This window comes from Streptomyces sp. CY-1, from assembly GCF_047218265.1.
Classification (GTDB): Bacteria; Actinomycetota; Actinomycetes; order Streptomycetales; family Streptomycetaceae; genus Streptomyces; species Streptomyces niphimycinicus.
Genome location: NZ_CP178393.1, coordinates 8,465,855 through 8,491,329, shown reverse-complemented (window position 1 = coordinate 8,491,329; position 25,475 = coordinate 8,465,855). Strand labels below are relative to the sequence as shown.

Below are 25,475 nucleotides of genomic sequence, written 5' to 3'. Positions count from 1 at the left end.
ACGAGAGCGAGGACGACGGGGGCGGTGGCTCAGGCGCAGCGGGCGATCACCACGATGGCCGCGTCGTCGTTGACGACCCCGCCGGTATGCCGGAGCAGATCGGCGTGGAGATAGTCCACCAGCGCCTGTGGGCTGCCGCCCTTCCAGGCCGCGAGCCGTTCGGGGAGCGGATAGAAGGCGCCGCCGCCGTCCCGGGCCTCGATGACCCCGTCCGTATGCAGCACCAGAACATCGCCGTACTCGAAGCGGAACATCTCGACCGGGTAGTCCCGCTCCGCCGGCACTTCCAGGCCCAGTGGCACCGCGGGGTCGCGCACGTCCAGCGTCGCGACCTCGCCCCGGTGCAGCAGCAGTGGTGGAGGGTGCCCGCAGTTCACCATCCCGGCCACCGGGCCGTCGTCGTAGACGTCCAGCACCACGGCGGTCACAAAGGACTCCAGGAAATTCCGCTCGTCGGCGGCGGTGTGGTGCCAGTTCCAGCACATGGCGTTGTCCATGTGGTCGACGATCTCCGGCAGCGAGAGGTTGCGGTACGCGGACCCCCGGAAGGCCCCGATCAGCACGGAGGCGTCGCCGATCGCGGCCATCCCTTTTCCTCGTACGTCCCCGATGACCAGCCGGGTCGCCCCCTCGGTGCGGACGGCCGCGTACAGATCACCGCCGATCTGCGCCTCCTCGTCGGCCGCGAGATACAGGGAGGCGATCCTCAGCTCCCCGATCCGTTCGGGCAGCGGCCGCAACAGCACCTCCTGCGCCGCCACGGCCACCGTACGCACCTGGCCCAGCTTGCGCCGGTGCCGGTCGGTGGCATAGCGGAAGCTCGTCACCAGCCCCGAGATCACGACCAGGGCGATGAACTGCGCCTGATGGTTGGCGGTCGCCATACCGCCGTGGAACACATCGATGAGGACCTGAGCCGCCACGGCGAGGGCGCCGATCGCGGCGGTTCCGCCCGCGCCCGCGAAGGAGGCGGTGATCGCGGGGGCCGCGATCAGAAAGGGGCCGAGGTGGACGGTCGATGGCGTCTGGAGGTCGATCACCGTGATCGCCACGATGACGACGAGCGGGATGGCGAACAGCGCCCGGCTCGACCGCGTTTCCCCACCGATGCGGGTGAGGTCGGGCGAAACGCGCATATCTCCTGCTTACACCCGATACGCACGTAACGCCGATCCGGGCCGCGAGACGATCACGGGCGTGCTCAGACGACGCTGTCGGCCGTGGCCGCCGGGCTCCCCGCCATGACCGCCGGACCGGCTGCCGCGACGTCGGCGGTCTCCGTGGCATCGGCGGTCTCCGTGGCATCGGCGCTCCTGGCGGCGTCCGCGCCCACCGCCCGAGTGCGCCCACATCACCGGATTTTGTTCGGCAGACCCGGGCTGACCACGGTAAACGGTGCGGCGGGGGCGCCGTCCCACCGGGGATCCTGCACTGTGCACGCCGTGCCGGACGCCCTCGGCAGCCCGGTGTCGGCCGGTACCTCCACCTCCGTCGGCCCCTGCGCGGCCGGGGCCTCCGCCGCCGGGCCCGCTCCCGCTCCCGTCAGTGCCTCCGCCGCCGGGACGTACGTCTCCCCGGTGGCCGCTGTCTCCTCCTCCGGCACCTGGGGCCCGTCCGCCTCCTCCAGCCAGCGCCGCAGCACCCGGTGCACCCGCTCCGCCCCGACCAGCTCCTCCCCGGCCGCCACCGGCGGGGTCAGCTCGGCCGGCCACAGCAGAAAGGGGTGCCCCTGCTCCCCGCCGAGCCCGCCGTGCGAGCCGATCTGCTCCTCGAAGGCGTGCACCGTGCCGCGCGCCGGGTCGTAGGCGGAGTTGACCATGATGTCGGGGGTGTTCCGGAAGTGCGCGGTGCGCCGTACGGCGGCCTCGGCGCCGGGCCCGAAGACCGTGAGCGGGCTCGACCCGAAGACCTCCCCGGTGTCCAGACGGTGCTCGGCGCCCTCGGCGCCCAGCACCACCGCGCCATGCGCCTCGGACCGTACGAGCAGGAAGCCCACCCCCGGGTGGTCGGCGAGGGTGCGCAGCAGCGCGGGATGGCGGGCGTCGATCTGCTCGCGGCTCATCCGCCCCGGCACATCGGGGAAGGAGACCAGGCCCAGGTTTCCGGACGCGAGCACGATCGGGTCGGACGCGGCGGTGCCGCCGCCCGCGACACCGGCCGGGGCGGCCGTGTCGCCCACCCCACCGACCACGCCGACCCCGCCGACCCCGGCGCACCGCCCGTCCCCGTCCACCTCGGGCTTCTCCGGCCGGTGCAGCGCCGCCCGCCCCGCCTCGCGCGCCTCCGCCCCGCTCGGGGTCCGCCCGGCCCGCCGCGATACGGGCAGCCCGCAGCCGACCCGCACCAGGTCCTCCAGCGTCAGCCCGTACGCCCCCGCGAAGGTCTCGCCGGGGCTCTGCCCGTGGTCGGACAGCAGCACGATGCGGTAGTCGCGCGGGGCGCGGTCGGCGACCTTGGCGATCAGCGCGATGGAGCGGTCGAGCCGGGCGAGCACCTGCCGGGCGTCCCGGCTGCGCGGCCCCGAGTGGTGGGCCACCTCGTCGTACGCCACCAGGTCGGCGTAGATCGCGGTACGGCCGGAGAGGATGTCTCCCATCACCGCCGTCACCACGACGTCCCGCTCCACGACGGTGGCGAACGCGCGGATGAGCGGATACAGCCCGCCCCGCTTGACCCGGGGCGTCTCGCGGCGCAGCTTGGCGCGCGTGGACTGGCAGATCTCCCGGACGACCTCGGCGAGGAACGACACGGCGGTGCGGGTCGCGTTGGCGGGGTCGGCGAAGTACGCGAAGTATCCGGAGCGGGAGCGGTTGTGCGGACCGCGCCGCGCCGCGACCGAGAGGACCAGGGCAAGCTGATCGGCGCCGCCGGTGAACAGATTGCCCCGGCTCGCCCCGTCCACCGTGAGGAGCCCGTCGTGTCCGGCCCGGGCGGCCGCGCGGCGCTGGAGCACCGCCGCGCTGGTCGGCCGGTTGCTCACCATCACCTCCCCGCTCTTCTTCTCGTACCAGCGGAAGGCGGGCACATCCTCGTTGGAGCCGTGCAGGATGCCGAGTTGGCTGGCGCCGGTCTGGCTGGACCAGTCGGTGCGCCACGGCGTGACCTTGTGGGTGGTCCGGATCAGGCGCGCGACGGTGGGCATCACCGGGGGCCGGTTGTCGCGCTCCCGCAGCGCCTCCCGCAGCACCGCGTGCCCCACCCCGTCGAGTTGGAGGAACACCGTCCCCGGGGGCTCTTCGCTCCCGCCGTCCTCACCGAGCCGCCGCCTGCGCCGCCCGGCCAGCCGGGCCAGCCGCCGCCGGTACGCCCCGTCGTCCCGCACGGCCAGGAAGGTGCTCGTCGCCGACGACGCGGCGGACATCACGGCCGCGACCACGACGGCGGTCTCCGGCTCGACGGCGCCGCGCCCGTCCGGGATCAGGCTGATCGCGATCAGCAGCATCGAGCCGTTGAGCACGAACACCAGCAGCCCCAGCACCAGCGCGGGCATCAGAAGCAACGCCCGTACGAGCAGCGGCCACACCAGCGCGCTGAGCACGCCGAAGGCTCCGGCGCCGATGGCGGCCGTGATCGCGATCCGCGTCGCGCTGTCACCGCCATCTGACTTCAGGCGAAAGTCGGGCAGGATCCCGGCGAGCGCCAGCATCGTGAGCGTGGCCACCGCCCACACCGCCGTCACCCGCAGCAGGGTTCCCCCCACAGTCTTCCATCGGGGCTTCTGCACGCCGCGGCCTCACTTCACGTCACCGGCCCGCACCATGCGCGCGAACCGGCTTCAAGCGTGGCACAGCGCCCCCGCGACCCGGCGGACGGAGGGTTACCAGGACGGATCGATTCCACTTACGGCAGCCCATGAGTTGGCCAGGAGCGCGTCGCCGCAACCCCCGCCCCCCGCTCTACGGGGACCAGGAGTCGGCCGGATCGTCCAGCCACACCCGCTGACCGGCGGGGCCCGGGCCGACCGTGAGGCCGAAGCGGGTGTGATCCGGCCGGCCATGGCCGACCCACCACCCGTACGCGGCCTCGGCCTCATCCCACAACCGCCGCTCCCCCGCCTGCCAGACGCGCGCCTCCGCCTCCGCCTCGCGGAACACGACGCACGCCCAGGAACGGTCGGTCAGCCCGTAGAGCCACACGGAGCGCGCGCCATCGTGCGGGGCCGCCACCACCTGGACGCAATGCCGTACCCGAAGCCCCAGCGCGAAGGGGAGGGCGGCGTACGGCGGGGTGGTGAACTCCCCCTCGGGGATGCCGGTGGTCGAGGTGTCGGCGCCACCCTCTCCCTCGTCCGGGACGTAGGCATGGTGCGGCGGCAGCGACAGCCGCTGGCCGCGCAGCTTCATGAACTCGACGGGCCCGGTGAAACGCCCTGACGCCGTCCCGTCCCCACGCACCACCAGCCGGGCGACGGCGTCCGCATGGGTGTAGTACGTGCCCCAGGGGGCGACGATCACGCCCCCGGGCCGCACCTGCTCGATCCACGCCCCCGGGATCTCCCGAACGCCGACGGTGGCCAGGACCCGGTCATACGGCGCGCTGCCCGCACAGCCCTTACCGCCATCGCCGAGCACGACCTCCGGCCGCAACCCCGCCGCGGCCAGCCGCTGCCGTGCGTGACGCGACACAGCGGGGTCCACCTCGACCGTGGTGACCTTACGGCCGCCACAGCGATGCGCCAGCGCCCCGGCGGTCTCGCCCGTGCCGGTGCCCACATCGAGCACGGCCATGCCCTCGTCCACGGCCAGGTCCCGCAGCAAGCCGTAGACGACAGAGGGCATGGACGACGAGCTGGTGGACATCCGTCCCGGCGCGGAGCCGGTGTGCTCGCCGTCGTCCCACTGCGTCACGATGGGCACGTCGCTGTCGGCGGCGGCATACCAGGCGTTGGGGTCCTCGGCCTTGTCGATCGCGACGGCCCCCTGTGCCCGCGTGTCGAACGGCCACATCAGCTCCGGCAGAAACGCGGCCCGGTCAACGGCGGCGAAGGTCGGCGCCCAGTCCGCCGCCATCACCCCCGCGTCAAGAAGCACCCGCCCCAACGCGGCCCGCCCGGACCGCGCGATGCCCTCGAACGTCATGCGACCTTGGGTGGGTTCGGCACCCCGGGCCCACCGTCGGGAGTCGGCGGCGGATGCGGACCGGGGTAAGGCTGACCGGGCAGCTTGTCACCGTTTCCGCCGTCGTTTCGGCCCCGGATGATCCGCGACATCGACACTGCTCCCCTCCGCCCAGCCGAGCGGCCCACTCCGCTCGGGCCCCACTCCTTCATCACTGTAGGGCTCACCACTGGGAACGCGCTTGAACCGGACCTCTGCGATTGTCCTACGCGGATTCGGGCCCCGGCGCCCTCGGGTGTTCCCGGGGGCGCCGGGGCCGTCCGGATCGGCCCCGGGTCAGCGGTTCAGGACCGGCTCAGCAGGTTCAGCGTGTTGGTCGCGTCGTCGACGAAGTAGACGCGGTCGGGGTTCTCGGCGATCGCGAGGCCGAACAGTGCGCCCGCTCCCGGCGGGGTACCGCTGGTGTCGAGCGTGCGCACGGCCACCTGGGCACCACGCGGGGTGGTCTCCACGATGTTGCCGTCGCCGCTGTTGACGGTGAGGATGTTGCCCTTCGGGGTGATCGCCAGCCCGAGCGGGCCGTTGAGGTGCTGGTCGGTGCTGACCACGCGGCCGATACCGGCACTGGTACGCCGGGTCAGCGCGTCCGGGATCGCGGTGATGCGGTTGTCGACGGTGTCCGCCACATAGAGCGTCCCGTCCCGCAGGCCGACCCCCGTCGGCCCGATCACGAGAGCCGCCGGGTCGGTCTTCTGGGCGAAACCCGAACCGATCACGGTCGTGGCGGTCCGGGTCGGCGGCCGGTTGTCGTGGGTGCGCAGGGTGATCCGCAGCACGGTGCCCCGCCGCACGATATCGCCGCCGCCGGCCACCGTGCCGTTGAGCACGTTGGTGACGAACAGATCGGTCTTGTCACCGCTGCTTTTCGCGGTCATGTCCCAGGGGCCATTGATCCCCTGGCCGCTGAAGGTCTCCCGGACCTTTCCATGGCTGTCCAGCACGAGCAGACACCCGGCCTGCGCCGTGGCGGATGTGCCGTCGGCCGTGGGCAGACTGCCCACCACCACCCAGCCGCCCGGCAGGATGGACAGTGCGGTGGTCAGCCCCACGCCCCCCGGGCACGGTCCTGGCAGGTTCTGCGGGTCGATCTCGGCGAACAGCGTGGCCGTGCCCCGGGGGCTGATCTGCACCAGAGTGGTCCCCGTGCCCTGCTCGTTCGCGGCGTTGTTGAAATTGCTGACCAGCACATTGCCGCGCCGCAGGTCACCGACGCTCTTCTTGACCAGGGCGGTGCCGTACGGATTCAGGTCGCCGTTGGCCGGAACCGTCGATGCGACGGTCGAGACGGTGTGCAGCGGCCCGAGGAACGGTTTCCCGTCCCCATCCGCCGGCCCGGCGGATGCTGCCGTCTGACCCACCGTCATGATCGCCGTCACCGCGGCCACAGCCGCCACCGCGAGACGCGAAGCGGAAACAAGCCTCATCAGGGTCATACCTCCTCAGCGCCGCACGGCCGTCCCGCGGCCCAACGACGGTCACAGAGAGTTGTCACCTGTCACATAATCGGACTCAAAGACGCAGCGCACGTCGGACAGGGCCAGATGCGCGACTCGGCCGGTTCCCGCTCCGGTCATTTCGCGCACGACGGCACGGGCCGGTCGGCGGGCACCGCTGCGAGGAGGAGGGTCGGCCAGGCACCCGCCTGCTGGGCCGGCGCTCCGGCGGTTACGGTCCCGGCGGCGACGCCGAGTTCCTCGCCCGCGACCATCCACATCATGGACGCGACGCCCATGCGCCCCGGGGCGCGTGGGCGTCCAGCAGTTCAAACAGGCAGACCGTCATGGGCTCGAACGCCGCACCCGACGGGCCGTGCCCGAGCAGGACGGTGGCCAGCGGCTCGCACTCACCTCGTGTCTCGAACTCCTGGGCCATATGAATGAGTTGGTGAAGAACGGCGGGCAGGTCATCTGCGCGACGCATTCGCCGCTGCTGACGGCGCTGCCCGGTGCGGAGATCGTGGAAGTGGGCGAGCATGGGATGCGGCGGGTGGGGTGGGGCGAGCTGGAGCTGGTCGACCACTGGCGCCGTTATCTCGCCGATCCGCAGAGCTATTTGCGGCATGTCTTGGGTTGAGCACGCGGTGGGGCCGGGGCGGGTTGGGTTGGGTTGGGGTCGTCGGTCGTCTGCCGCGCCGTTTCGCGCCTTCGGCGCATTTGAGCATGGGGGCGGCAGGTGGGGGGCGCGGGCCGCGTCGCCGACCGCCGGGGCAGTGGGAGGTGGGGCTCGGTGGCGGCTTGCGTCCATCGGGGCTCGGGCCGACCCCGGACAGCCGGGGGGTGGGGTGCCCTTTTGAGATTGCTTGACATATTAGTTGCGCCAGATCAAGCAATTTCTGGAGGGGTACCCGGAGGACGCCCGGACCGAGTGTGTCGCTGGACCGGCCGTTCGGCCCGCAGTCCGGAACGTTCCCGGTCCGCGAGCCCGGATGCCGCCACTCACCCTCGCCCCCACCTGCCCGGCGGCCGGCGACGCGGCCCCCGGCCCGGCACCCCCGACTCATGCTCAATTGCGCCGAAGGCGCGAGACGGCGGCGCGCCCGGGCGGGTGCCGCTAGAGGCGGATTCGGGCCCAGACGGTTTTGCCTACGATGCGCTCACGGACGCCCCATGCGTCGGCGAGCGTGTCCACGATCGCCAGGCCGCGTCCGGACTCGTCGCCCGGGGTCGGGTCCGCCAGGGCGGGGCAGCCCTCACGCGGGTCGGACACCTCTACCCCGACCAATTTCTCTGCGTCATATGCGATACGCACCTCGAAGTACCGTCCCGGTACGCGTCCATGGCAGACCGCGTTCGTCGCCAGCTCGGAGAGGACGAGCAGGACGAGGGCGGCCGAGCCCCGGTCCAGGCCCCAGGCGCGGAGGGCGGCGTCGGCGGCGCGGCGGGCATGGGGGACGGATGGGGGGACGGGTGTAAACCTCTGCATCCAGCCATGGAGCGGGTTTACATCGTGACTTTCCGCATTCATGCTCCCACTGTCAGTGCAGGCGGCTACCTTCACCAGTAACAGAGCGTCGACTGCGGCGACCGACAACTCTGGTCGAACGCAGGTTGATTGGCGTTGACCGATGTTGAGGGGGTGGCCCGCGTGGCCCAGTCGAAGAAGAAGGACTCCGCTCCGCCGACCGTGCAGTACTTCGCCGCTGTCCTGCGGCTTCTGCGCGAGCGGGCGGGACTGACCCAGGACGAGCTCGGCGCGCTCATGAACTACACGGGGTCGGCGGTGAGCGCCGTGGAGACATGCGCCAAGCCGCCGACGGACGAGTTCATCGACGCGGCCGAGAAGGCACTGGACGCGGGCGGGTTGCTTCGTTCCGCGATCAAGTACTTGCGGCTTGAGCGATATCCCGTGTACTTCCAGGGTTTCGTTCAGTTGGAGCAGGAAGCCCTGAGCATTGCGTCGTACTGCACCCAGGTGATCCACGGACTTTTGCAGACAGAGGGCTACATCCGGGCGCTCCTCGCGTGCAACTACCCGCCCTTCGAAGATGCAGAGCTCGAACAGCTCGTGCAAGGTCGTCTAGACCGCAAGGCGATCTTCGATCGTAAGCCGAGGGCACTGATCCACGTCATCCTCGAAGAGGCTGCGCTACGGCGGCAAATTGGCGGCCCGGAAGTCATGAGCCACCAGTACGAGCACCTCGTCGAGTGCGCAGCCCGCCCCGGTGTGAGTATCCAGGTCATGCCAATGAATCAGGCTGAGCACGCCGGTCTGCGCGGTCCGTTCACGGTGATCGAGACCCCTGAGGACACTTCCCTGGTCTACACGGAAAGCCATGGCGAGAGCATCTTGGTCTCCAAGCCGGACAAGGTGGCTGCACTCACTCGCCGCTATGCGATGATCCGGACTCAGGCACTCAGGCCAGACGAATCCGTGTGCTTCATCGAGCAGTTGATGGGTGAGAGATGAGCGACGACCTGTTGTGGTTCAAGAGCAGCTACAGCGACTCGGGCGGCGGCGAGTGCATCGAGGTCGCCTACGACTGGCACAAGTCGAGCTACAGCGACAACACCGGCGGCGAGTGCGTCGAGGTCGCCACCACCCCCACCACCGTCCACATACGGGACTCCAAGAACCCCGACGGCCCCCGCCTCCGCATACCCGCTACCGCCTGGGCCGACTTCCTGACCTTCGCGAGGGCTTGAGAAGAGCCGTCGGGCGGAGGGACCGGCCAGGGCCGGTCCCTCCCGTGTCGGGCACGGAGACGGTCCGCTAACCTCCGCGTTTCGGTTGGGGTCGACTGAGCTGGCTTGATCGCGTTGGCGATGGTTCTGGGCGGGTGGGCATGGCGGGGGCCCGGCGCGCGGGCCGGGTGCTCCGTGTTCCTCGGGTCGTGGGCGGACGGGGCGGTTCGCCGCTCAGGTGGCAGGCCGGGGCAAGGCCGTCAGACGGGCGAACGCGGTGGTCAGTTCGTGGCGCCAGGGCCAGGTTGCGGCGATCCGCAGGTGGATGCGGCCGGCTGCTCGGGTGATGCGGGCGGCGGCGTGCGGTAGCCGGTAGCCGGTAGCCGGTAGCCGGTAGCCGGTAGCGGAGTTTCTTCGGTTCGGCGTCGGCGAGTTCGCCGCCCAGCAGCAGGGTGCGGGTCCAGGCGAGCAGGTCGATCGCGGTCAGCGACAGCTCCAGCCACACGGCGTTGATGCCGAAGTGGCGGGAGGGGAGGCGGCCGAAGCCGGTGGTCCTGCCGCAGCGGATGCGGTCCTCAACGCGGGCGTGGGCACGGTGGCGGACCTCCAGGAACTGCAGAGATCCGTCGCCTGCGGTGGGGGTGCTGTCGGAGACGACGGGCTGCAGTCGCTCGGCGAGTTCTTCAAGCAGGTCGGCGGTCACCCGGGCGAACAGGTCTTCCCGGTCGCGGAAGTGGCTGCAGAAGGTGGCGCGGCCCACGTCGGCACGCTCGGTGATGTCTTCCACGGTCAGCGAGCGCCACTGACGGATACGGCTGCATACCGACCGGCAACGCAAGGCTGATAGGATGGCGGGCATGGGACTGATTGAGGTAGACAAAATCTAGCCACCGAACTGCCGGTGGCTTTCACTCGTGTGGGCGTCGTCCACATCAGTGAACGATCGATTCTCAACGCACGCGCGTGAGTCCGCCCTTCCCGGGCGTCGACACCGCCGCGTGAATCTCGCCGGCACGTTCGCATCGCACCGACCTTGGTCCCGGGTGCATGACTGCGAACGCGCGATTACGACCTGCTTGGTATGCAACCTCCTCCTGCCCGGCATTCGGGTAGCGGCTCCCATGCCGTAGGAGCGTGGCTCTTTGCCGGTTCCGCTCGCACCTCTCGCCGCATCGACACACGGCCCCGTGGTCGGTTGTCCTGCCAGTTCCGCTGGCTCACACAACCCGTTCACGAAGGGCATTGCCATGCAACATCGCACCTCGCGTTCCCGTACTCGTCATCGCCGAGCGCACTGGAAGGCCGGCGCTCCGGCCCTCACCGCCTGCACGAATCCCGCCTGCGGCAAGGCCACGCTTCCGCATCGCGCCTGCCAGCACTGCGGCTTCTACCGGGGGCGTGAGGTCGTGCCTCCTACGGGTGGTGACGCATGAGCACCGTCCTGACCGCAAGGAGCCGTTGGATGCGCATTCGCGATCATCTCGCGCAGACGGGCGTGCCCGCGTTCCGGTTTCACCAGCTCATCACTGCGTGGCGGAGCTCGACGGCCGAGACCTTCGCCAACGTCCATGCCCTCCCGGCGCGCCTTCGCGGTGAGCTCGCGGAGCGGTTCGGGCCGCGGTTGCACCCGCTGACTCCGCTGGAGGTGCAACGGGACGAGCAGGTCGAGAAGGTGCTGTTCGCATCGGACAGCGGAGCGCGGATCGAGACCGTCGTCTCGCACTATCGAGCCGGATGGGACTCCATGTGCATCTCGTCGCAGGCCGGATGCGGTCTGGGCTGCACCTTCTGCGCCACTGGGGCGGTCGGCCTGATCCGCAACCTCACGGCGGACGAGATCGTCGCGCAGGTGATGCATCCACGTTGGATGCGCGCGGGCCTGCCGAGGCCGGCCAGCGTCGCGTTCATGGGCATGGGTGAGGCGCTTGCCAACCCGCATGTGTTCGACGCGCTGACGCTGCTGACCGACGCCTCCTACGCCGGCATGTCCGCGCGACGGGTCACGGTCTCCACGGTCGGGTTCGCACCGAATCTTGCACGCCTCGTGAATGAGCACCCGCAGGTGACGATCACGCTCTCGGTGCACTCGCCGTTCCCAGGGGAGCGTGCGCGGATCGTCCCGCTCGAGGAGACGTTCCCGCTCGCGCAGAGCCTTGACATCCTCGACCGGCACGCTGTCAAGAGCCGTCGCAAGGTCTACCTGGCCTATCTGCTCATTGCCGGCGTCAATGACAGCGACGACCACCGCGCTGCCCTCGTCGAGCTGGTCCACCAGCGTTCCAGAACTGAGCTGTTCCACGTCAGTGTCATCCGCTACAACGAGGCGGCCGGGGCAGCGCCGGAGTATCGCGCACCGTCCTCGACCCGCGTGGACGAGTTCGTGCGCGGGCTCACCGAGCGCGGTGTGCACGCGACCAGGCGGCGCCAGTTCGGTACGGGCATCGAAGCCGCCTGCGGGCAATTGCACGCGAGGTTTTTCGCCACGCCTTCCCCGGGGGTTGCCCCAGCCGACACAGAACTGATCCCCGTCACGCCCGTTGGCTGATGGGTGAGAGAAGAGAGAAGCACTGCCTATGTCTATGAAGTCCGCCATCGCACTGCGCGATGTGACCTTCGAGTGGCCCGACGGCACCGTCGCGCTCGCCGGTGTCAACGGCACCTTCACTGCCGGTCGAACCGGGCTGATCGGCCGCAACGGCGCCGGCAAGTCCACCCTGTTCCGGCTCATCGCCGGTGACCTGCAGCCGACTGCCGGGCAGATCGACACCGTGGGCGAGGTCGGCTACCTGCCGCAGACGCTCACCCTGCGAAAGAAAACCACCATCGCCGAGCTGCTCGGCATCCACGGGATCCTCGACGCGATGAAGGCGATCGAGTCCGGCGATGTCGACCAACGCCACTTCGATGCGGTCGGTGACGACTGGGATATCGAGTCCCGTGCCGACGAAGCGCTGCATCAGATCGGGTTCTCCGCCGCAGACCTCGGCCGCCGCGTGGCCGAGGTCTCCGGTGGAGAGGGAATGCTCATCGCGATCACCGGGCTGCGCATCCGTCGCACCCCGATCACACTGCTCGACGAGCCCACTAACAACCTCGACCGCGCCACGCGCGCCAAAGTTGCCGAGTTCGCCGACCAGTGGCCCGGGACACTCGTCGTCGTGAGTCACGATCTCGAACTGCTGGAGCACATGGACAACACCACCGAGCTCTACGGCGGCACCCTGGACACGTTCGGCGGCCCGTACAGCGCGTGGAAGGAGCACCAGGAGCAGGAGCAGGCGGCTGCGGCGCAGGCCGCACGCTCGGCTCAGCAAGCGCTCAAGGTCGAGAAACGGCAACGCATCGAGGCGGAGACGAAGCTGGCGCGCCGTGAGCGGACAGGGAAGAAGACCCAGAAGGACGGCGGCATCCCGAAGATCCTCGCCGGCAACCGCGCCAGCAAGGCTCAGGCATCCGCAGGATCACTGCGCTCCACTCTCGACAACAAGGTCCAAGCCGCTCAGGCCGCCGTCGACGTCGCGGACGCACGTGTCCGCGACGAGGAGCACATCCATCTCGTCCTGCCCGATCCGGACGTCCCACGCGGACGACGGCTGGCGGAACTGGAGGATGAGGACCGAACCGTCGTGATACAGGGCCCGGAACGGGTGGCGCTCGTCGGCGCGAACGGTGCCGGGAAGTCGACCCTGATCGAACAGCTCGTTCAGCGTGTCGAGCCGACTCCGGGGCGACCGCACGGCCGCCTTGTCACCGAACTCATCGGTTTCCTCCCGCAACGCCTCGATGGACTCGATGACGATGCCAGCGCGATGGAGAACGTGCAGGCTGTCGCCCCAAGCACGTCGGCTGGCACCATCCGCAATCAGCTCGCCCGGCTTCTCCTTCGCGGTGACAGCGTGGACCGTCCCGTCCGCACACTCTCCGGCGGGGAGCGATTCCGGGTCTCGCTCGCCCGGCTTCTCCTGGCCGCGCCGCCTGCCCAGATGCTGATCCTGGACGAGCCGACGAACAATCTCGACATCGCCAGCGTCGAGCAACTCGCCGAAGCCCTCGACGCGTACCGCGGAGCGCTCCTCATCGTCAGCCACGACTTCGCGTTCCTCGAACGGATCGGCGTCGACACCATCATCGAGCTCGACAGAAACGGACGGATGCATCAGCGCCGAGACCTGGGCATCTGACCGTCGTCCTGGATCGGGCATTACGACAAGGGAGCCAGGAGGCGGGTCCTCACATGACTGACCCGTCTCCTCCTTCGCACGCCGTTGTCCGCCGATCCATGCGCGCCATCACACGCTCACCGGTGCCGTGGCGCCCGTAGCGTACTCCTGCGGCGCCTCGTCTTCATCTGCGGGGGCTCCGCCATCTTCCACGGCGAGTTCGGTGAATGTCAGATACGGCCGGGTGACCTGGCGGTGCTCGGCATCAAAACCCTCTGCGGCAGCCAACCGATCGACCGTTCTTCAGCCACGACGTTGTACCTGGGTCACGGCATTGTCCGCTCTACTCCAAGATCTTCGGCGAACACATCGAGAGGAAGAAAGACGTATGAACAGCAACCGAAATCAGACGCAGCTCACGGCCCCACCCGTGCCCTTCGCCCCCGAACTCAACGCGGAGCTGGAGAACCTGGGTGCGCCCCAGGAGAACGCGCCGACGTCGGCTGACGACATCCCCCGATGGCGTGCACAACTCACCACGAAAGACCCTTCACTCAAGGAACTGCACGACCACGGCAGGTTCGAGATCCAAGAGTTCCTCGCCCCCGGTCCGGACGGAGCACCGGACGTCTCACTCCTCTTCGCACGCCCCACCGGCCTATGCCAACAAGCGCCGGTCATCTACCACATGCACGGCGGAGGCATGATCGGTGGATCCAACCGCACCGGAATGCAGACAATCCTCCACGAGTGGGCCGAGCCCCTCGAGCTGGCGGTCGTATCCGTCGGCTATCGACTGGCACCTGAGCACCCGTACCCAGCGGCGATCGAGGACTGCTACGCCGGGTTGTTGTGGCTCGCCCGCCACGCCGGCACACTCAGCGTGGACCGCCAACGTGTCATCGCCGTCGGCGGCAGCGCCGGCGGAGGACTCACGGCCGCTTTGGCCCTGATGGCCCGCGACCGAAAGGGTCCCGGCATCCTTGGCCAGTTGCTGATGTGTCCCATGCTCGACGACCGCAACGACAGTCCCTCAGCACGCCAGATGACCGGACTGGGCGTGTGGGACCGCCGTGCCAATAGCCTGGGCTGGACCGCTCTTCTCGGCAAGGACCGGGAAAGCTCGCAGGTCTCGTACTATGCCGCGGCCGCCCGGGCAGCGGACCTGTCCCAGTTGCCGCCCGCCTATGTCGACGCCGGTGCAGCAGAGACCTTTCGCGACGAATGCATCCAGTACGCGACGCGCATCTGGCAAGCCGGCGGAGATGCTGAACTGCACATATGGTCAGGCGGCTTCCACGGATTCGACCAACTGGCGCCACACGCTGAAGTCTCCCGGGACGCCCGCCGGACCCGCTTCCGTTGGCTCTGCCGTCTGCTGAGCCGAGAGGTCCGCGAAGCAGCTTGACCCGCCACTGTCCAATTCGCGGATAGGGTCAGCGCGCGAGGACACGGCGGAGCCAGCAAAGGCTCACTCCTCATGACGCCTCCGCCGGGAAAGATCGCTACCGTCTGCCGGATGAAGAACGCGATTCCGAGAGGCAGTTGGCTCGAGGCCGACGACTTCCGCGCGTTGGTGAAAGAGATCGCTCCGCTGCGGCTGGGCGGGTGGGTGGGTGGCTGCGAGTTTCGGGAACAGTTCGTGTTCTTCCTCGCGCACGTGGGAGGCGACCTCGAGTTTCAGCTTCGCGATCGTGTCGTTGAACCGCGGGTCGTCGACGCTCAGGTCTTCGAGGTCCTTGAGCATGGCCTCGGCTCTGGTGTGATCGGCGAGTTCCTTGTCCGCCATGGCCGCACCGTGCGGTATGTGTTTGCGCACGGCGGGGTAGAGGTGCGGTTCCTCGGCGACGGTGTGCCGGACCAGTTCCGCGGTCAGCCGGTCCGCGAGCTCCCGCCGCCGGGGGTGGTCGACCGGCTGCAACTCGATCTGCGAGAACAGATCCTCCAGCTCACGGTGATCGGCCGCGAGCTCCGTGATCGCATCGCCACCGGGTTCCATCGCGACACAGCACCTCTCCTGGGGAATCGTCGCCCCTCGGGGGAGGGTGCAAGCACACAGACAACACATCCCAGGGCGCAGAACCGGCGCCACGCGCGCGGGAACCGCACCGTACTCACCTCCTCGGCCCTGCGATCACCACCGTCCCGCACAAGGATCGGACTACGGGCGGTGGCCCGGCCGTGTCCCGCCCCCGGCCCCGATCGGGGGACACCTCCCCCAGGCACGCCGTCCCCCTCCCGGCCTATGCCCGTAAGGGGGGCCTGGAGGTACGTATGCCGCAGCCCTTGTGGACATGGCCATTTCCCCACCCCGGCGCCTCGCCCGGGATGTGAGGGCAGGTGGGTTTCCCGCTGGCCAACGCCCACTCGGCGGTCGTGGAGCTGCTGGCTCTGGCCGCCTGCCGGCAGCGTGGGAGCGGATCCGACTGAATGGAGATGCCAGCAGTGGGCTACGGCCTCAGCTGCCCTTGGACTAGTTAGTGCGAATGGTCGCGCCGGAACACCAGGCCCGGCCGGGTGCCCCATTGCGCGCGGCGGGACAGGGTGTCGACGACGACGGCGAGCAGCAGCACCCCGCCGGTGATCATGAATTGGACGGCGGTCTGGATGTCCATGAGCGCGACGCCCGAGGCGATCGACTGGATGACCAGGACACCCAGCAGGGCGGACCAGGTGCTGCCGCGGCCGCCGAAGAGGCTGGTGCCGCCGATGACGGCCGCGGCGATGGCGTTCATCAGCAGGTCGGTGGAGACCGATGTCTGGCTGACCGAGTTGATGCGGGAGGCCAGGAACAGGCCGCCGATGGCGGCCATCGTGCTCGACATCATGAATGCCGAGATCCGCACCCAGGCCACATTGACCCCGGCGCGGCGGGCGGCCTCGACCCCGCCGCCCAGGGCGAAGATCATGCGCCCGTAGGCCGTGCGGCGCAGGACGTAGTCGAGGATGACGAGGACGACCAGGAAGATCAGGAGGGCGAGCGGCAGGCCCTGGAACTGGTTGAGCACATACGCGGCGGCGAAGGCGATCACCGCGAGCAGCCCGGTGCGCAGGGCGATCTCGACCGGGGAGCGGAAGGGCACTCCGGCGGCGCGGCGGCGGGTGACGTCCCGCCAGGCGGTCAGGAAGTACGCGGCCGTGCCGAGCGCCGCCAGGGCGTAGGCGGCGGCGACATTGGAGAAGTAGAAGTTGGTGAGCTGGGCGACCAGGCCCTGGTCGTCGAGGTTGATGGTGCCGTAGGCGCCCATGATGGCGAGCATCAGGCCGTACCACCCCAGCAGTCCGGCGAGGGTGACCACGAACGCGGGGACGCCGACCACGGCGGTGAAGAAGCCGTGGACGAAGCCGACCGCCGTACCGCAGAGTGCGGCCAGGACGATGGCGGGGGGCTCGGGCATGCCGTAGTTGACGCTCAACACGGCGAACAGGGCGGAGGCCAGACCGCTCACCGAGCCCACCGACAGATCGATCTCGCCGATCAGCAGGACGAAGATCACGCCGACCGCGATCATGCCGGTGCCGACGATGTCCACGCTGAGGTTGGAGAGGTTGCGCGGGGAGAGGAAGTGCGGATTGAGGATCTGGAAGGTCAGCCAGATGGCGAGCAGTCCGAGCACGACCGGGACGGAGCCGAGCGCTCCGCCGCCCAGTTTGCGCCCGAACGCGTCGGCGAAGCGTTCGGCACCGTGGGCGGTGGGTCCGCCGATCCCGCCGGGCACGCTCACAACTCCCCCTCCCGCGTCACCCGCCGCGTCACCGCGTTGTCGGAGGCGCCGGTGATGGAGGAGACGATCTGCTCCTGGGAGGTGGTGGTGACGTCGAAGAACCCGTTGTTGCGGCCCAGGCGCAGCACCGCGACATAGTCGGCGACGGCCTTGACATCGCCCAGGTTGTGGCTGACCAGCAGCACCCCGAGGCCGCGTTCGCGGAGCCGTTCCACCAGATCGAGGACCTGGGCGGTCTGCTCGATGCCGAGGGCGGCGGTGGGCTCGTCCAGCATGACCAGGCGCGGCTCGCCGAGCAGCGCCCGGGAGATGGCGACGGTCTGCCGCTGGCCTCCGGAGAGGGCGGCGACGGGCCTGCGGACGTCGGGGACGCGGATGGAGAGGGTGGCCAGCAGATCGCGGGTGCGGCGCTCCATCTCCACCTCGTCCAGGACGCCGATCCGGGTGATCTCCCGGCCGAGGAAGAGATTGCCGACGACATCGAGGTTGTCGCAGAGCGAGAGGTCCTGGTAGACGGTGGCGATCCCCAGATGCTGGGCGTCGTGCGGGCGGCCGACGTGGACGGGGCGGCCCCGCCATTCGAGGGTGCCCAGGTCGGCCGGTTCGACCCCCGCGATCACCTTGACCAGGGTGGACTTCCCCGCGCCGTTGTCACCCACCAGGGCGATGACCTCACCGGCGTGGATCTCCAGCTCGACGTCCCTGAGCGCCTCGACCGCGCCGAAGCGCTTGAAGACGCCACTCAGCGCCAGCAGGGGCGGGGCCGACGGTCGGGCCATCCGCTCCTCCCTTCATCCCGCGTCGTGCGATGAGCCGTTCCGGCCGATGAGCCCGACCCTGCGGCAGTCATCCACATACTTCTTGGTGCATATCTGATCGACGCGATACAGACCGTCCTTGATGACGGTGCTCCTGATGTTGTGCACGGTCAGGGCCACCGGCTCGAGCAGCACCGCGGGGATGCCACGGGCGCTGGAGCTGTTGACCCACTGCTTGGTGATCCCGCGGAGCGAGGTGCCGTGTCCCAGCGCGATGGCCATCTCCGCGGCGGTGTACGCCTCGGGCTTGAACGGCTTGTAGACGCTCATGTACTGCTGGCCCTTGATGATCCGCTGAACGGCCGCCAGCTCGGCGTCCTGGCCGGTGACCGGGGGCAGCGGATGGATCCGGGCCGTCTTGAGGGCGGTGATGACACCGGAGGCCAGGCCGTCGTTGGCGGCGAGGACGCCGTCGATGCCATGGGGACCCAGGGCGGCGATGGCGGCGGACATGTTGCGGTTGGCGTTCTCCGGCCGCCAGCCGACGGTCTCGTACGACTTGACGATCTTGACCTTGCCCTGGAGGACGGACCGCGCGCCCTGTTCGAACCAGCCCGCGTTGGGGTCGGTCGACGAGCCGTTCATCATGACGATCTGGCGGTTCCTGGAGTGCGGGCCCAGCGCCCTGAGCAGCGCCTCGCCCTGGAGCCGGCCGACGCGTGCACCGTCGAAGGAGACATAGGCGGAGATGGGGCCCTCCGCGAGACGGTCGTAGGCGACGACCGGGACATTGGCGTGGCGGGCCTGGATCACGGAGTGGCGGACGGCCCTGGCGTCCACCGCGTCCAGGATGAGCACATCGACCCCGTTCGTGATCATGGCTTCGATCTGGTTGCGCTGGGAGACCGGGTCGTGCTGGGCGCTGGAGTAACTCACCGTGCAGCGCGGGCAGAGCTGCTTGACCCGCTGCTGGATCAGGGGGGCGTCGAAGCGTTCGAAACGGACGATCTCGTTCTCCGGAAGCAACAGGCCGATCCGCAGCGGCCCGCGGTGCGGCCCGGTCGCGCCGACCGTCTGGCCGACCTGGGCCGCCTTGCCGCAGGCGGCGAGGGACACGGCCAGGACCAGGCCCGCGGCGACGGCGACGGCCGCGCGGAGGCGAGTGCGCGCCCGGGTGCGCGTCGGGGCACGTGTCGGGGCGTCCGTCCGGGCACGTATCGGGGCGTCCGCCCGGGAGCGCGCAGGAGTGCGCGTCCGGGAGCGCGTCCACGCGTGCGTCCGGGCGGTCGTACGGGAGCGGCTCATCGCCTTGCCCTCCTCCCTCTCCTCCCCCTCGCCCCCCGCGTCCGCGGTACGTCATCCGCGTCGGCCGGTCCTTCCGGCGGCTGCTCCGGGGGCGGCCCGCTCGGGGGCTCCTCCCGCGGGGGCGAGAGGGACAGCTCGCCCCAGACCTGCTTGCCCCCGCTCAGCGGCACCGAGCCCCAGGTCTGCGACATGGCCTCGATGAGCAGCAGCCCCCGCCCGCCGGTCGCCTCCCAGTCCACGGTGGCCGGTTTCACGGGGGTGCGCGGCGAGGGGTCGTTCACCGCGATCCGCAGCCGGTCCGCGGTCATCGTCAGGTTCAGCCGCACCTCGCCCTGGGTGTGCACCAGGGCGTTGGTGACCAGCTCGGAGGTGACCAGCAGCGCCACGTCCAGCTCGTCCACCAGGCCCCAGTTGCGCAGGGTGCGCGCGGTGAAGCGGCGGGCGTGCATCACGGCGTCGGGCAGCCGCCACACCGTCCAGCTCGCCCGGGTGGGCCGCACCCGCATCCCGTCGAAGCGCAGCAACAGCAACGCCACATCGTCCTCCCGGCGGCTGTGCCCGCCGAGCAGCTCGTCCGCCACCCCTCCGGGGTCGGCCGGGTCGGCGCGGGCGAGCGCCTGGCGCGCCCGGCGCACCCCGTCGTCCAGGTCGAGCCGGGCCGATTCGACCAGACCGTCGGTGACCAGGGCGAGCAGGGTGCCGGAGGACAGCCCGGCCGCGGTCATCGGGAACTCGGCGTCGGCGACCACGCCCAGCGGCGGGCCGCCCTCGACGTCCAGCTCCTCGGTGCTGCCGTCCGGGTGGCGCAGCAGCGGCTGGATATGTCCGGCCCGGACGAACCACGCCTCGCCCTCCTCCATGTCGAGGTCGGCGTAGCAGCAGGTGGCGAAGAGGTCGGTCTCCATGCCGACGAGCAGGCGGTTGGCGTGCGCCACGACCACATCGGGCGGATGACCCTCCACGGCATAGGCCCGGATGGCGGTGCGCATCTGGCCCATGATGGTGGCGGCCGCGGCGCTGTGGCCCTGCACATCCCCGATGACCAGGGCCACATGGCCGTCGGCCAGCGGGATCACGTCGTACCAGTCGCCGCCCACCTCCAGGCCCATGGTCGCCGGCAGATAGCGGGTGACGGCCACCCCGCCGGGCAGCTCCGGCAGCTTCCGGGGCAGCAGGCTGCGCTGGAGCATGGTGGCCAGCTCGTGCTCGGCGTCCAGGGCGTGGGCGCGCACCAGGGCCTGGCCCACCAGACCGGCGGTGGCGGTGAGCAGCGAGCGCTCCTCCGGGCCGAACTCATGCCGCCGCTCCCAGCCGATCAGGCACACCCCGACGATCCGGCCGTCCGCCGGGAGCGGGAGGACGGCGAGGCCGCCGGGGCCGATACCGGCGAGTCCGGGTTCGAGATCGGCGCCTTCGGGCCAGATGCTGACCTGGCCCTCCCGCAGCGCCTCCGCCAGCGTGGGCAGGGCATGGCTCGGCGGCTCGGGCCATTCGGACCGCCAGGCGGACCGCCACACCTCGGGCCAGGCGGCGGGCTCGGCGGGCGCGAGGACGCCGACCACGAGCTGATCGGCCTGCACCTCGGCGACCGCGACCCGGCCCGCCCCGAGCGGATCGCGCAGCGCGCCGACCACCGCCCGGCCCACGTCCCGTACGGTCGTGGCCCCGGCCAGGGCGGCGGACAGCCGCTGCACCAGGGACACCTCGTCGGCGCGGGGCCGCAGATACGAGGTCTCCGCGACCACGCCGAGCATCCGCCGGGGCGTGCCGTCCGGCCCCGTCTCGACCCGGGCGCGCAGGCCGAGCCAGCGCAGCTCGCCGTTGGGCCGGCGGATCCGGAACTCCAGGTGCGCGGTGCCGGAGGTCAGCAGGTCGGGCTCCAGGACCGACATCAGGACGGGCACATCGTCCGGGACGGTGACCGCCAGCAGGGTCTCCACCCGTCCGTCGAAGTCCTCCCCCGGGATGCCGAAGAGGTCGAGCACCTGGGTGTCGGCGGTCATCCGGCCGGTGCCGAGGTACAGCACGAACGAGCCGACCCGCAGCCGGTCCAGAGTGGGGCCGGGGAGGTCGGGATGGGGCTGGGTGAGCGCCTGCGGCCCGGCCGCCTCGACCCCGGCGGCCACATGGTGGGCGTAGAGCTCGATGAAGCCCCGGCGGTCGGCGTCGATGCCGCCGGGGGCCTCGTCCACCACCACCAGACACCCCAGCCCCTTGCCGTCCCCGCCGAGCGGCAGCACCCCCAGCGAGACGCCGGGCGTGGTGGGGGTTTCGGGAGTGGTGGGGCCGGTGGGGCCGTAGGCGGCGAGTTCGCTGGGGGTCAGCCACAGGGGGCGGCCGGTGCGGAAGGCGTCGGCGACGGGCGAGCGCCCGGACAGCGCGTAGTGAGCCGGCAGCGCGTACGACCGTCCGGCGCTGCGCACCGTCTCGGCCAACCGCAGCTCGGCACCTTCCGCGTCCAGCACATAGACAGCCACCACCGCGGTCCCCGTGAACGTCAGCACATGCCCGGTCACAGCACGCCTGCACCGCCTCCGTGCGCGGACCGCCGGTCTCGTGGGGCGTACCCGGGCCCTTGATCGGCCTTCGCGCGGCGACCGGTCATGACCACCGGCGGGGCCTTCGCTGCCGCGCCCCCTCGAAAGGGTTGGCGCCTCTCCTCAAAGCATGGCACAGCGGGCCGAACCCGGCCATCTCCCCTCGGAATCGGCGGTACGCGACGGCGGTCGGTGGCACTCGGCGGCGCACGACCATGCGGGAGACTCGGCCGCATGGTGGAGCTGCGCGTGGTCACGAGGGACGACTGGCCGCTGTGGCGGGACGTCCGCCGGGCCGCGCTGGCCGAGGCGCCGCACGCCTTCAAGTCCCGGCTCGCCGACTGGCACCGCGGCGGCGAGGAGCGGTGGCGCGCCCGGCTGGAGATGCCGGGCGCCCACCACGTCGTCGCCCTGCTGGACGGCCGGGCCGTCGGGATGGCGGGCGGCCTGCCCGGGGACGGCGGGCCGCCGGAGCTGAGGTCCGTCTGGGTCAGCCCCGAGGCGCGCGGCCACGGCGTGGGCGACCGGCTGATCGCGGCGGTCGAGACATGGGCCCTGCGGGCGGGCGCCACGGCGCTGCGGCTCGCGGTGCTCCCGGGCAACGACCCGGCGATCGCCCTCTACGAGCGGCACGGTTTCGTCGCCGCCCGGGAGCCGGGGGATCTGCTCGCCGACGGTGTGACCAGGGAGCTGGTCATGGTGAAGGCGCTGCGGCGGAGTTGACCCCGTCGACCCACAGTCGTGAATTCCGTTCATTGATATGGACACGCCATCGTCCTTGCCCTACCTTGACTCTTGGTCTAGACCATGATCCAGCCAGGGAACGGAACGGACCGGAGGTGGGCCCATATGCCCGCGTTACGCACCACCAGACGCGCCAGACGCTCCCCGCACACCAGGACGGCCATGGCCGTCGCCGCACTCATGGGGATCCTGACGGCGGGGGTCGCGTCCGGAGGGACGGCCACGGCGAAGGAGGCCGCGGCGTCACCGACGGACGGATGGACACAGGCGTCGTTCACATACTCGATGCACAAGCCGTGGAATCTCGACCTGAGCGAGCGCTACAGCTACGACTCGGGCTCGAAGACCCACACGATGTGGGTGAACTCCACCGATGAGCCGCTCGAAGAGGGCAGCGACACCGATCCGCGCACCGAAATGCGGTGGAAGCAGGAGTACACCTCGGGGCAGCACATGTGGGACGCCGATGTGTATGTGCCGTCCGGTACGAACGGCGCGGACATCATGCAGATCCTGCGGGTCAAGCACCCCAGCGGAACACCGGCCACCGACATCATGTTCCGGGCGTCCAGTGAGAACGGCGGAACGCTCAGGCGCTATACGGACACCGTCATCAAGTCCGGTATCTACAACAAGTGGTGGAACCTGAAGGTGGCGCACAACGCGAGCACCGGAAAGATCCAGGTCTACGCCGACGACAAGCTGGTGCTGACGGTCGACGACCGGGGCCCGGCGACCCGCCACTTCAAGAACGGCGTCTATCACCACGGCAACGGGCGGGCCGAGGCCCGGTTCCGCAACATCCGCTATTGGGTCAAGTAGAGGAGTCGGACGGTGTCCACCAAATACCGCGTCATTGCCGGAATCTCGGCCGCCTGCGGACTGCTGCTGGCGGCTTCGGGCGCCGCGCACGCCGAGGTCGAACCGGGCGGCTGGTCGTCCGAGTCGCCGGGGTTCAAGGTGCAGGAGCGGGGGTGCGGGCAGGTCGACGACCTCACCTTCACCCTCACCTGCTCCACCGCGAGCGGGGACCAGCGGGCCGAGCGGCGCTATGACACCTACAACGGGGGAACCCACCAGTTCGAGGGGTACTTCCGGGTCACCAGCATGGGCGGCACCCGGATCAGCCTGAAGCAGACGTTCAACGACACCGACGGCGACGCCGGTCCGTACTTCATGCTCGCGGTCGAGCGGGGCGGGCGGCTGTACGCCGTGCACGGCGGGGACACCCTGTCCAACGCGGGGACGGTCGGGGCCACGGTGCGCGTCAACACGGTGCACGAGGTGGGCGAGGAGCACCGTACGTACATCAACGGCTCGCTCAAGCACACCGTGGACAGCCCCGGCGGCAGCTTCTACGACAAGTTCGGGGCGTACCGCACCGGCAGCGGCAACGGCCCGGCCACGGTGGTGTGGAGCAACGTGAAGTTCTGGCGCAAGTGAGCGGCTCGGTACGCGCCCTGGCGGCGGCGGTTCTCGCCGTCGCCGGGCTTTCCGGAGTCAGCGGGTGCGCGTCCCAGGAAGCTCCCCGGGAGCCCCGGACCGGCACCGTGCTCACCGTCACCCGGGGCTCCCCCGTCGACGCCAAGCTGAGCTGGCACGGGACGGCTCCGGGCGCCGCGGGGCGGATCGTGGAGTTCGCGACCGAGCCCCGGGGGCCCTGGACGATCCTCACCTACGCCCCGCTCGGCCAGACCACCTACCGGCATCCGGATCTGATACCGCGGACCCACTTCTACTACCGGCTGCGGCCGTATTACGGACCCGTGTCCCGGCCGGTGGACGTCACACTGCCGAAGGGGTCGTTCACCAAGGCGGAACAGCGCGAGGAGCACGATTGGGCGCCGCCGCGCACCATCCGGCGGGCCGGTGTCCGCACCAGCCCCGCCCGGCGGCCCGCCGCCACCCCGACCGATCTGCGCGCGAAGATCATGCACGCCAACGGCATCCGGTTCACCTGGACCGACCACGCCGAGGGCGAGCGGGGCTATCTGCTGGAGGACCGGCCGCGGGGCGGCGACTCGTTCCGTCCGGTCGCCGTGCTCGACCCGGATGTCAACTCCTTCGGGCTGATCACCCTGCCCGACGAGAAGCGGGCCTCCTACCGGGTCCGGCCGGTGACCTATGGCGAGCGGTCCAACATCGCCCGGCTCACCACCGGTGAGCGGCCCGCGGGGCGCGGCTGAGCGTCGCCGGTCCCATGAGCGTCGCCGTCCGAGTCCCCTGAGCGCCGCCGCCTCAGCCCGCTGAGCTCGCCGTCTCAGTCCCCCATGTCCGCCGGGGACGGGGAGAGCACCTCCGGCACCGGGGTGTGCCGCGCCCCGGCGATCAGGACATCGAAACCCCAGGCCAGCCGGTCCTGAGGGGATCCGGACAGCAGTCGCGGACCGAGCGCGGCGATATGCGGATGGGTCCGCGGTGAGACGTCCCGCACCACCGCGGCGAGCGCCTGCCAGTCCGCCTGGTCCTGGGGGGTGTCACCGGGGACCCGGTGGGCGTGCTCGGCCGCGGTCGCGGTGCCGTACTGCATCAGCAGGTCGACCAGCCACGCGGCCCGGTCGGGCTCCAGACCGCCCTCGTCCAGCAGCGTCAGCAGCGCCTCCACCAGGCGGAGGTAGTGCTTCCCGAAGGGGCGGGCCACCAGGGCGGACTGGGCGAGGCCGGGGTACTCGAAGAGCACCGAGGTGTACGAGGTGAGGATCCGCACCAGCCGGTCGTGCCAGTCGCCGCCCGCCCCGGCCGGGCTCAGGTCGACCTCGCCGAGAAGCTCGTCCAGGACCGCCGCGTGCAGCTCGGCGATATTGCGGACGTAGACGTAGAGCGAGGCCGGCCCGGTGTCCAGCTCCTTGGCCAGGCGGCGCATCGTGACCCGCTCCAGGCCCTCGGCACGCATGAGCGCGACCGTGGTGGCGATGATGCCTTCCCTGGTCAGGGCCGGTTTCGCCGGACGTTCCCGGCGGCTTTGCGGGGCGGGGGGATGCGCTGTCATGGCGGCATCGTATCTGTTG

At 70.4% G+C, this 25,475-nt stretch carries 24 protein-coding genes and 3 pseudogenes; 11 read left to right on the top strand and 16 right to left on the bottom strand.

Annotation, left to right across the window (positions count from 1 at the left end; all coding sequences use genetic code 11):
- Window positions 1-29 precede the first annotated feature (29 nt).
- The 6 genes from ACK1X7_RS36535 to ACK1X7_RS36510 form a co-directional block, all read right to left on the bottom strand.
- Window positions 30-1,136 carry a PP2C family protein-serine/threonine phosphatase gene (locus tag ACK1X7_RS36535; RefSeq protein WP_390795197.1) on the bottom strand — a complete coding sequence of 369 codons (1,107 nt, stop codon included), beginning with the start codon at window positions 1,134-1,136 and terminating at the stop codon, window positions 30-32.
- A 65-nt stretch (window positions 1,137-1,201) separates the two neighbouring features.
- On the bottom strand, window positions 1,202-1,333 hold the full coding sequence (locus tag ACK1X7_RS36530; protein WP_385144362.1) for a hypothetical protein: 132 nt from the start codon (window positions 1,331-1,333) through the stop codon (window positions 1,202-1,204).
- Window positions 1,334-1,351: 18 nt separating this feature from the next.
- On the bottom strand, window positions 1,352-3,724 hold the full coding sequence (locus tag ACK1X7_RS36525) for a phage holin family protein (RefSeq protein ID WP_390795196.1): 2,373 nt from the start codon (window positions 3,722-3,724) through the stop codon (window positions 1,352-1,354).
- A gap of 172 nt (window positions 3,725-3,896) precedes the next feature.
- On the bottom strand, window positions 3,897-5,078 hold the full coding sequence (locus tag ACK1X7_RS36520) for a methyltransferase domain-containing protein (protein ID WP_413116176.1): 1,182 nt from the start codon (window positions 5,076-5,078) through the stop codon (window positions 3,897-3,899).
- A gap of 323 nt (window positions 5,079-5,401) precedes the next feature.
- Entirely contained in the window at window positions 5,402-6,541 is a 1,140-nt protein-coding gene (locus tag ACK1X7_RS36515) for a hypothetical protein (protein WP_385144368.1), read from the bottom strand.
- Window positions 6,542-6,687: 146 nt separating this feature from the next.
- Entirely contained in the window at window positions 6,688-6,849 is a 162-nt protein-coding gene (locus ACK1X7_RS36510; RefSeq protein WP_413116175.1) for a hypothetical protein, read from the bottom strand.
- 104 nt (window positions 6,850-6,953) lie between these two features.
- Here ACK1X7_RS36510 and ACK1X7_RS36505 point away from each other — a divergent pair.
- A pseudogene (locus tag ACK1X7_RS36505) lies at window positions 6,954-7,190 on the top strand (ABC transporter); the annotation flags it as partial.
- Between the two features lie 477 nt (window positions 7,191-7,667).
- Here the strand turns inward: ACK1X7_RS36505 and ACK1X7_RS36500 are convergent.
- Complete coding sequence (locus tag ACK1X7_RS36500) at window positions 7,668-8,039, bottom strand: ATP-binding protein (RefSeq protein WP_413116174.1); 372 nt, start codon at window positions 8,037-8,039, stop codon at window positions 7,668-7,670.
- 135 nt (window positions 8,040-8,174) lie between these two features.
- Here ACK1X7_RS36500 and ACK1X7_RS36495 point away from each other — a divergent pair, with 135 nt between their 5' ends.
- Together ACK1X7_RS36495 and ACK1X7_RS36490 are read left to right on the top strand one after the other, a co-directional pair.
- Window positions 8,175-9,023, top strand: coding sequence for a helix-turn-helix domain-containing protein (locus ACK1X7_RS36495; protein ID WP_413116173.1), 849 nt, complete (start codon window positions 8,175-8,177; stop codon window positions 9,021-9,023).
- Window positions 9,020-9,259, top strand: a complete 240-nt coding sequence (locus ACK1X7_RS36490; protein WP_216344446.1) for a DUF397 domain-containing protein — start codon at window positions 9,020-9,022, stop codon at window positions 9,257-9,259. The genes ACK1X7_RS36495 and ACK1X7_RS36490 overlap by 4 nt, the downstream gene beginning before the upstream one ends.
- Before the next feature lie 213 nt (window positions 9,260-9,472).
- On the opposite strand, the pseudogene ACK1X7_RS36485 reads toward ACK1X7_RS36490, so the two are convergent.
- A pseudogene (locus ACK1X7_RS36485) lies at window positions 9,473-9,896 on the bottom strand (transposase); the annotation flags it as partial.
- A gap of 54 nt (window positions 9,897-9,950) precedes the next feature.
- Window positions 9,951-10,097 (bottom strand): annotated as a pseudogene (locus tag ACK1X7_RS36480) (TetR family transcriptional regulator); the annotation flags it as partial.
- 388 nt (window positions 10,098-10,485) lie between these two features.
- On the opposite strand from ACK1X7_RS36480, the gene rpmF reads away from it, so the two are divergent.
- The 3 genes from rpmF to ACK1X7_RS36465 are packed head-to-tail and all read left to right on the top strand — an operon-like array spanning window position 10,486 to window position 13,419.
- Complete coding sequence (rpmF, locus tag ACK1X7_RS36475; protein ID WP_216344447.1) at window positions 10,486-10,671, top strand: 50S ribosomal protein L32; 186 nt, start codon at window positions 10,486-10,488, stop codon at window positions 10,669-10,671.
- A gap of 29 nt (window positions 10,672-10,700) precedes the next feature.
- Entirely contained in the window at window positions 10,701-11,783 is a 1,083-nt protein-coding gene (locus tag ACK1X7_RS36470; protein WP_216344448.1) for a radical SAM protein, read from the top strand.
- A 34-nt stretch (window positions 11,784-11,817) separates the two neighbouring features.
- The gene (locus tag ACK1X7_RS36465) at window positions 11,818-13,419 is read left to right on the top strand and encodes an ABC-F family ATP-binding cassette domain-containing protein (protein WP_216344449.1); all 1,602 of its coding nucleotides are present in this window, start codon (window positions 11,818-11,820) and stop codon (window positions 13,417-13,419) included.
- Window positions 13,420-13,527: 108 nt separating this feature from the next.
- Here ACK1X7_RS36465 and ACK1X7_RS36460 read toward each other — a convergent pair whose 3' ends face one another.
- Window positions 13,528-13,686, bottom strand: coding sequence for a hypothetical protein (locus ACK1X7_RS36460; RefSeq protein WP_385144377.1), 159 nt, complete (start codon window positions 13,684-13,686; stop codon window positions 13,528-13,530).
- Window positions 13,687-13,786: 100 nt separating this feature from the next.
- Here ACK1X7_RS36460 and ACK1X7_RS36455 point away from each other — a divergent pair, with 100 nt between their 5' ends.
- Window positions 13,787-14,806 (top strand): alpha/beta hydrolase, encoded by a 1,020-nt coding sequence (locus tag ACK1X7_RS36455; RefSeq protein WP_216344450.1) that lies wholly within the window; start codon window positions 13,787-13,789, stop codon window positions 14,804-14,806.
- Window positions 14,807-14,869: 63 nt separating this feature from the next.
- Here the strand turns inward: ACK1X7_RS36455 and ACK1X7_RS36450 are convergent, their stop codons facing one another.
- The 5 genes from ACK1X7_RS36450 to ACK1X7_RS36430 form a co-directional block, all read right to left on the bottom strand.
- Window positions 14,870-15,397, bottom strand: coding sequence for a hemerythrin domain-containing protein (locus tag ACK1X7_RS36450; protein ID WP_413116172.1), 528 nt, complete (start codon window positions 15,395-15,397; stop codon window positions 14,870-14,872).
- A 478-nt stretch (window positions 15,398-15,875) separates the two neighbouring features.
- Window positions 15,876-17,117, bottom strand: a complete 1,242-nt coding sequence (locus ACK1X7_RS36445) for a sugar ABC transporter permease (RefSeq protein ID WP_385144411.1) — start codon at window positions 17,115-17,117, stop codon at window positions 15,876-15,878.
- Window positions 17,118-17,119: 2 nt separating this feature from the next.
- Window positions 17,120-17,902, bottom strand: a complete 783-nt coding sequence (locus ACK1X7_RS36440) for an ATP-binding cassette domain-containing protein (protein ID WP_385144381.1) — start codon at window positions 17,900-17,902, stop codon at window positions 17,120-17,122.
- Window positions 17,903-17,914: 12 nt separating this feature from the next.
- The gene (locus ACK1X7_RS36435) at window positions 17,915-19,186 is read right to left on the bottom strand and encodes a sugar ABC transporter substrate-binding protein (protein WP_413116171.1); all 1,272 of its coding nucleotides are present in this window, start codon (window positions 19,184-19,186) and stop codon (window positions 17,915-17,917) included.
- Complete coding sequence (locus ACK1X7_RS36430) at window positions 19,183-21,702, bottom strand: SpoIIE family protein phosphatase (protein ID WP_413116170.1); 2,520 nt, start codon at window positions 21,700-21,702, stop codon at window positions 19,183-19,185. Before ACK1X7_RS36430 ends, ACK1X7_RS36435 begins: the two co-directional genes overlap by 4 nt.
- Before the next feature lie 255 nt (window positions 21,703-21,957).
- Between ACK1X7_RS36430 and ACK1X7_RS36425 the strand changes: the two genes are divergently transcribed.
- The 4 genes from ACK1X7_RS36425 (at window position 21,958) to ACK1X7_RS36410 (ending at window position 24,653) form a co-directional block, all read left to right on the top strand.
- Window positions 21,958-22,446, top strand: a complete 489-nt coding sequence (locus ACK1X7_RS36425) for a GNAT family N-acetyltransferase (RefSeq protein WP_385144387.1) — start codon at window positions 21,958-21,960, stop codon at window positions 22,444-22,446.
- 126 nt (window positions 22,447-22,572) lie between these two features.
- Window positions 22,573-23,289 (top strand): cinnamyl alcohol dehydrogenase, encoded by a 717-nt coding sequence (locus ACK1X7_RS36420; protein WP_413116169.1) that lies wholly within the window; start codon window positions 22,573-22,575, stop codon window positions 23,287-23,289.
- A gap of 12 nt (window positions 23,290-23,301) precedes the next feature.
- Window positions 23,302-23,910, top strand: coding sequence for a hypothetical protein (locus ACK1X7_RS36415; protein ID WP_385144391.1), 609 nt, complete (start codon window positions 23,302-23,304; stop codon window positions 23,908-23,910).
- On the top strand, window positions 23,907-24,653 hold the full coding sequence (locus ACK1X7_RS36410; RefSeq protein WP_385144393.1) for a fibronectin type III domain-containing protein: 747 nt from the start codon (window positions 23,907-23,909) through the stop codon (window positions 24,651-24,653). The genes ACK1X7_RS36415 and ACK1X7_RS36410 overlap by 4 nt, the downstream gene beginning before the upstream one ends.
- Window positions 24,654-24,727: 74 nt before the next feature.
- Here the strand turns inward: ACK1X7_RS36410 and ACK1X7_RS36405 are convergent, their stop codons facing one another.
- Window positions 24,728-25,456: a TetR/AcrR family transcriptional regulator gene (locus tag ACK1X7_RS36405; protein WP_385144395.1), complete on the bottom strand. Its 729-nt coding sequence runs from the start codon at window positions 25,454-25,456 to the stop codon at window positions 24,728-24,730.
- Between the last annotated feature and the right edge of the window lie 19 nt (window positions 25,457-25,475).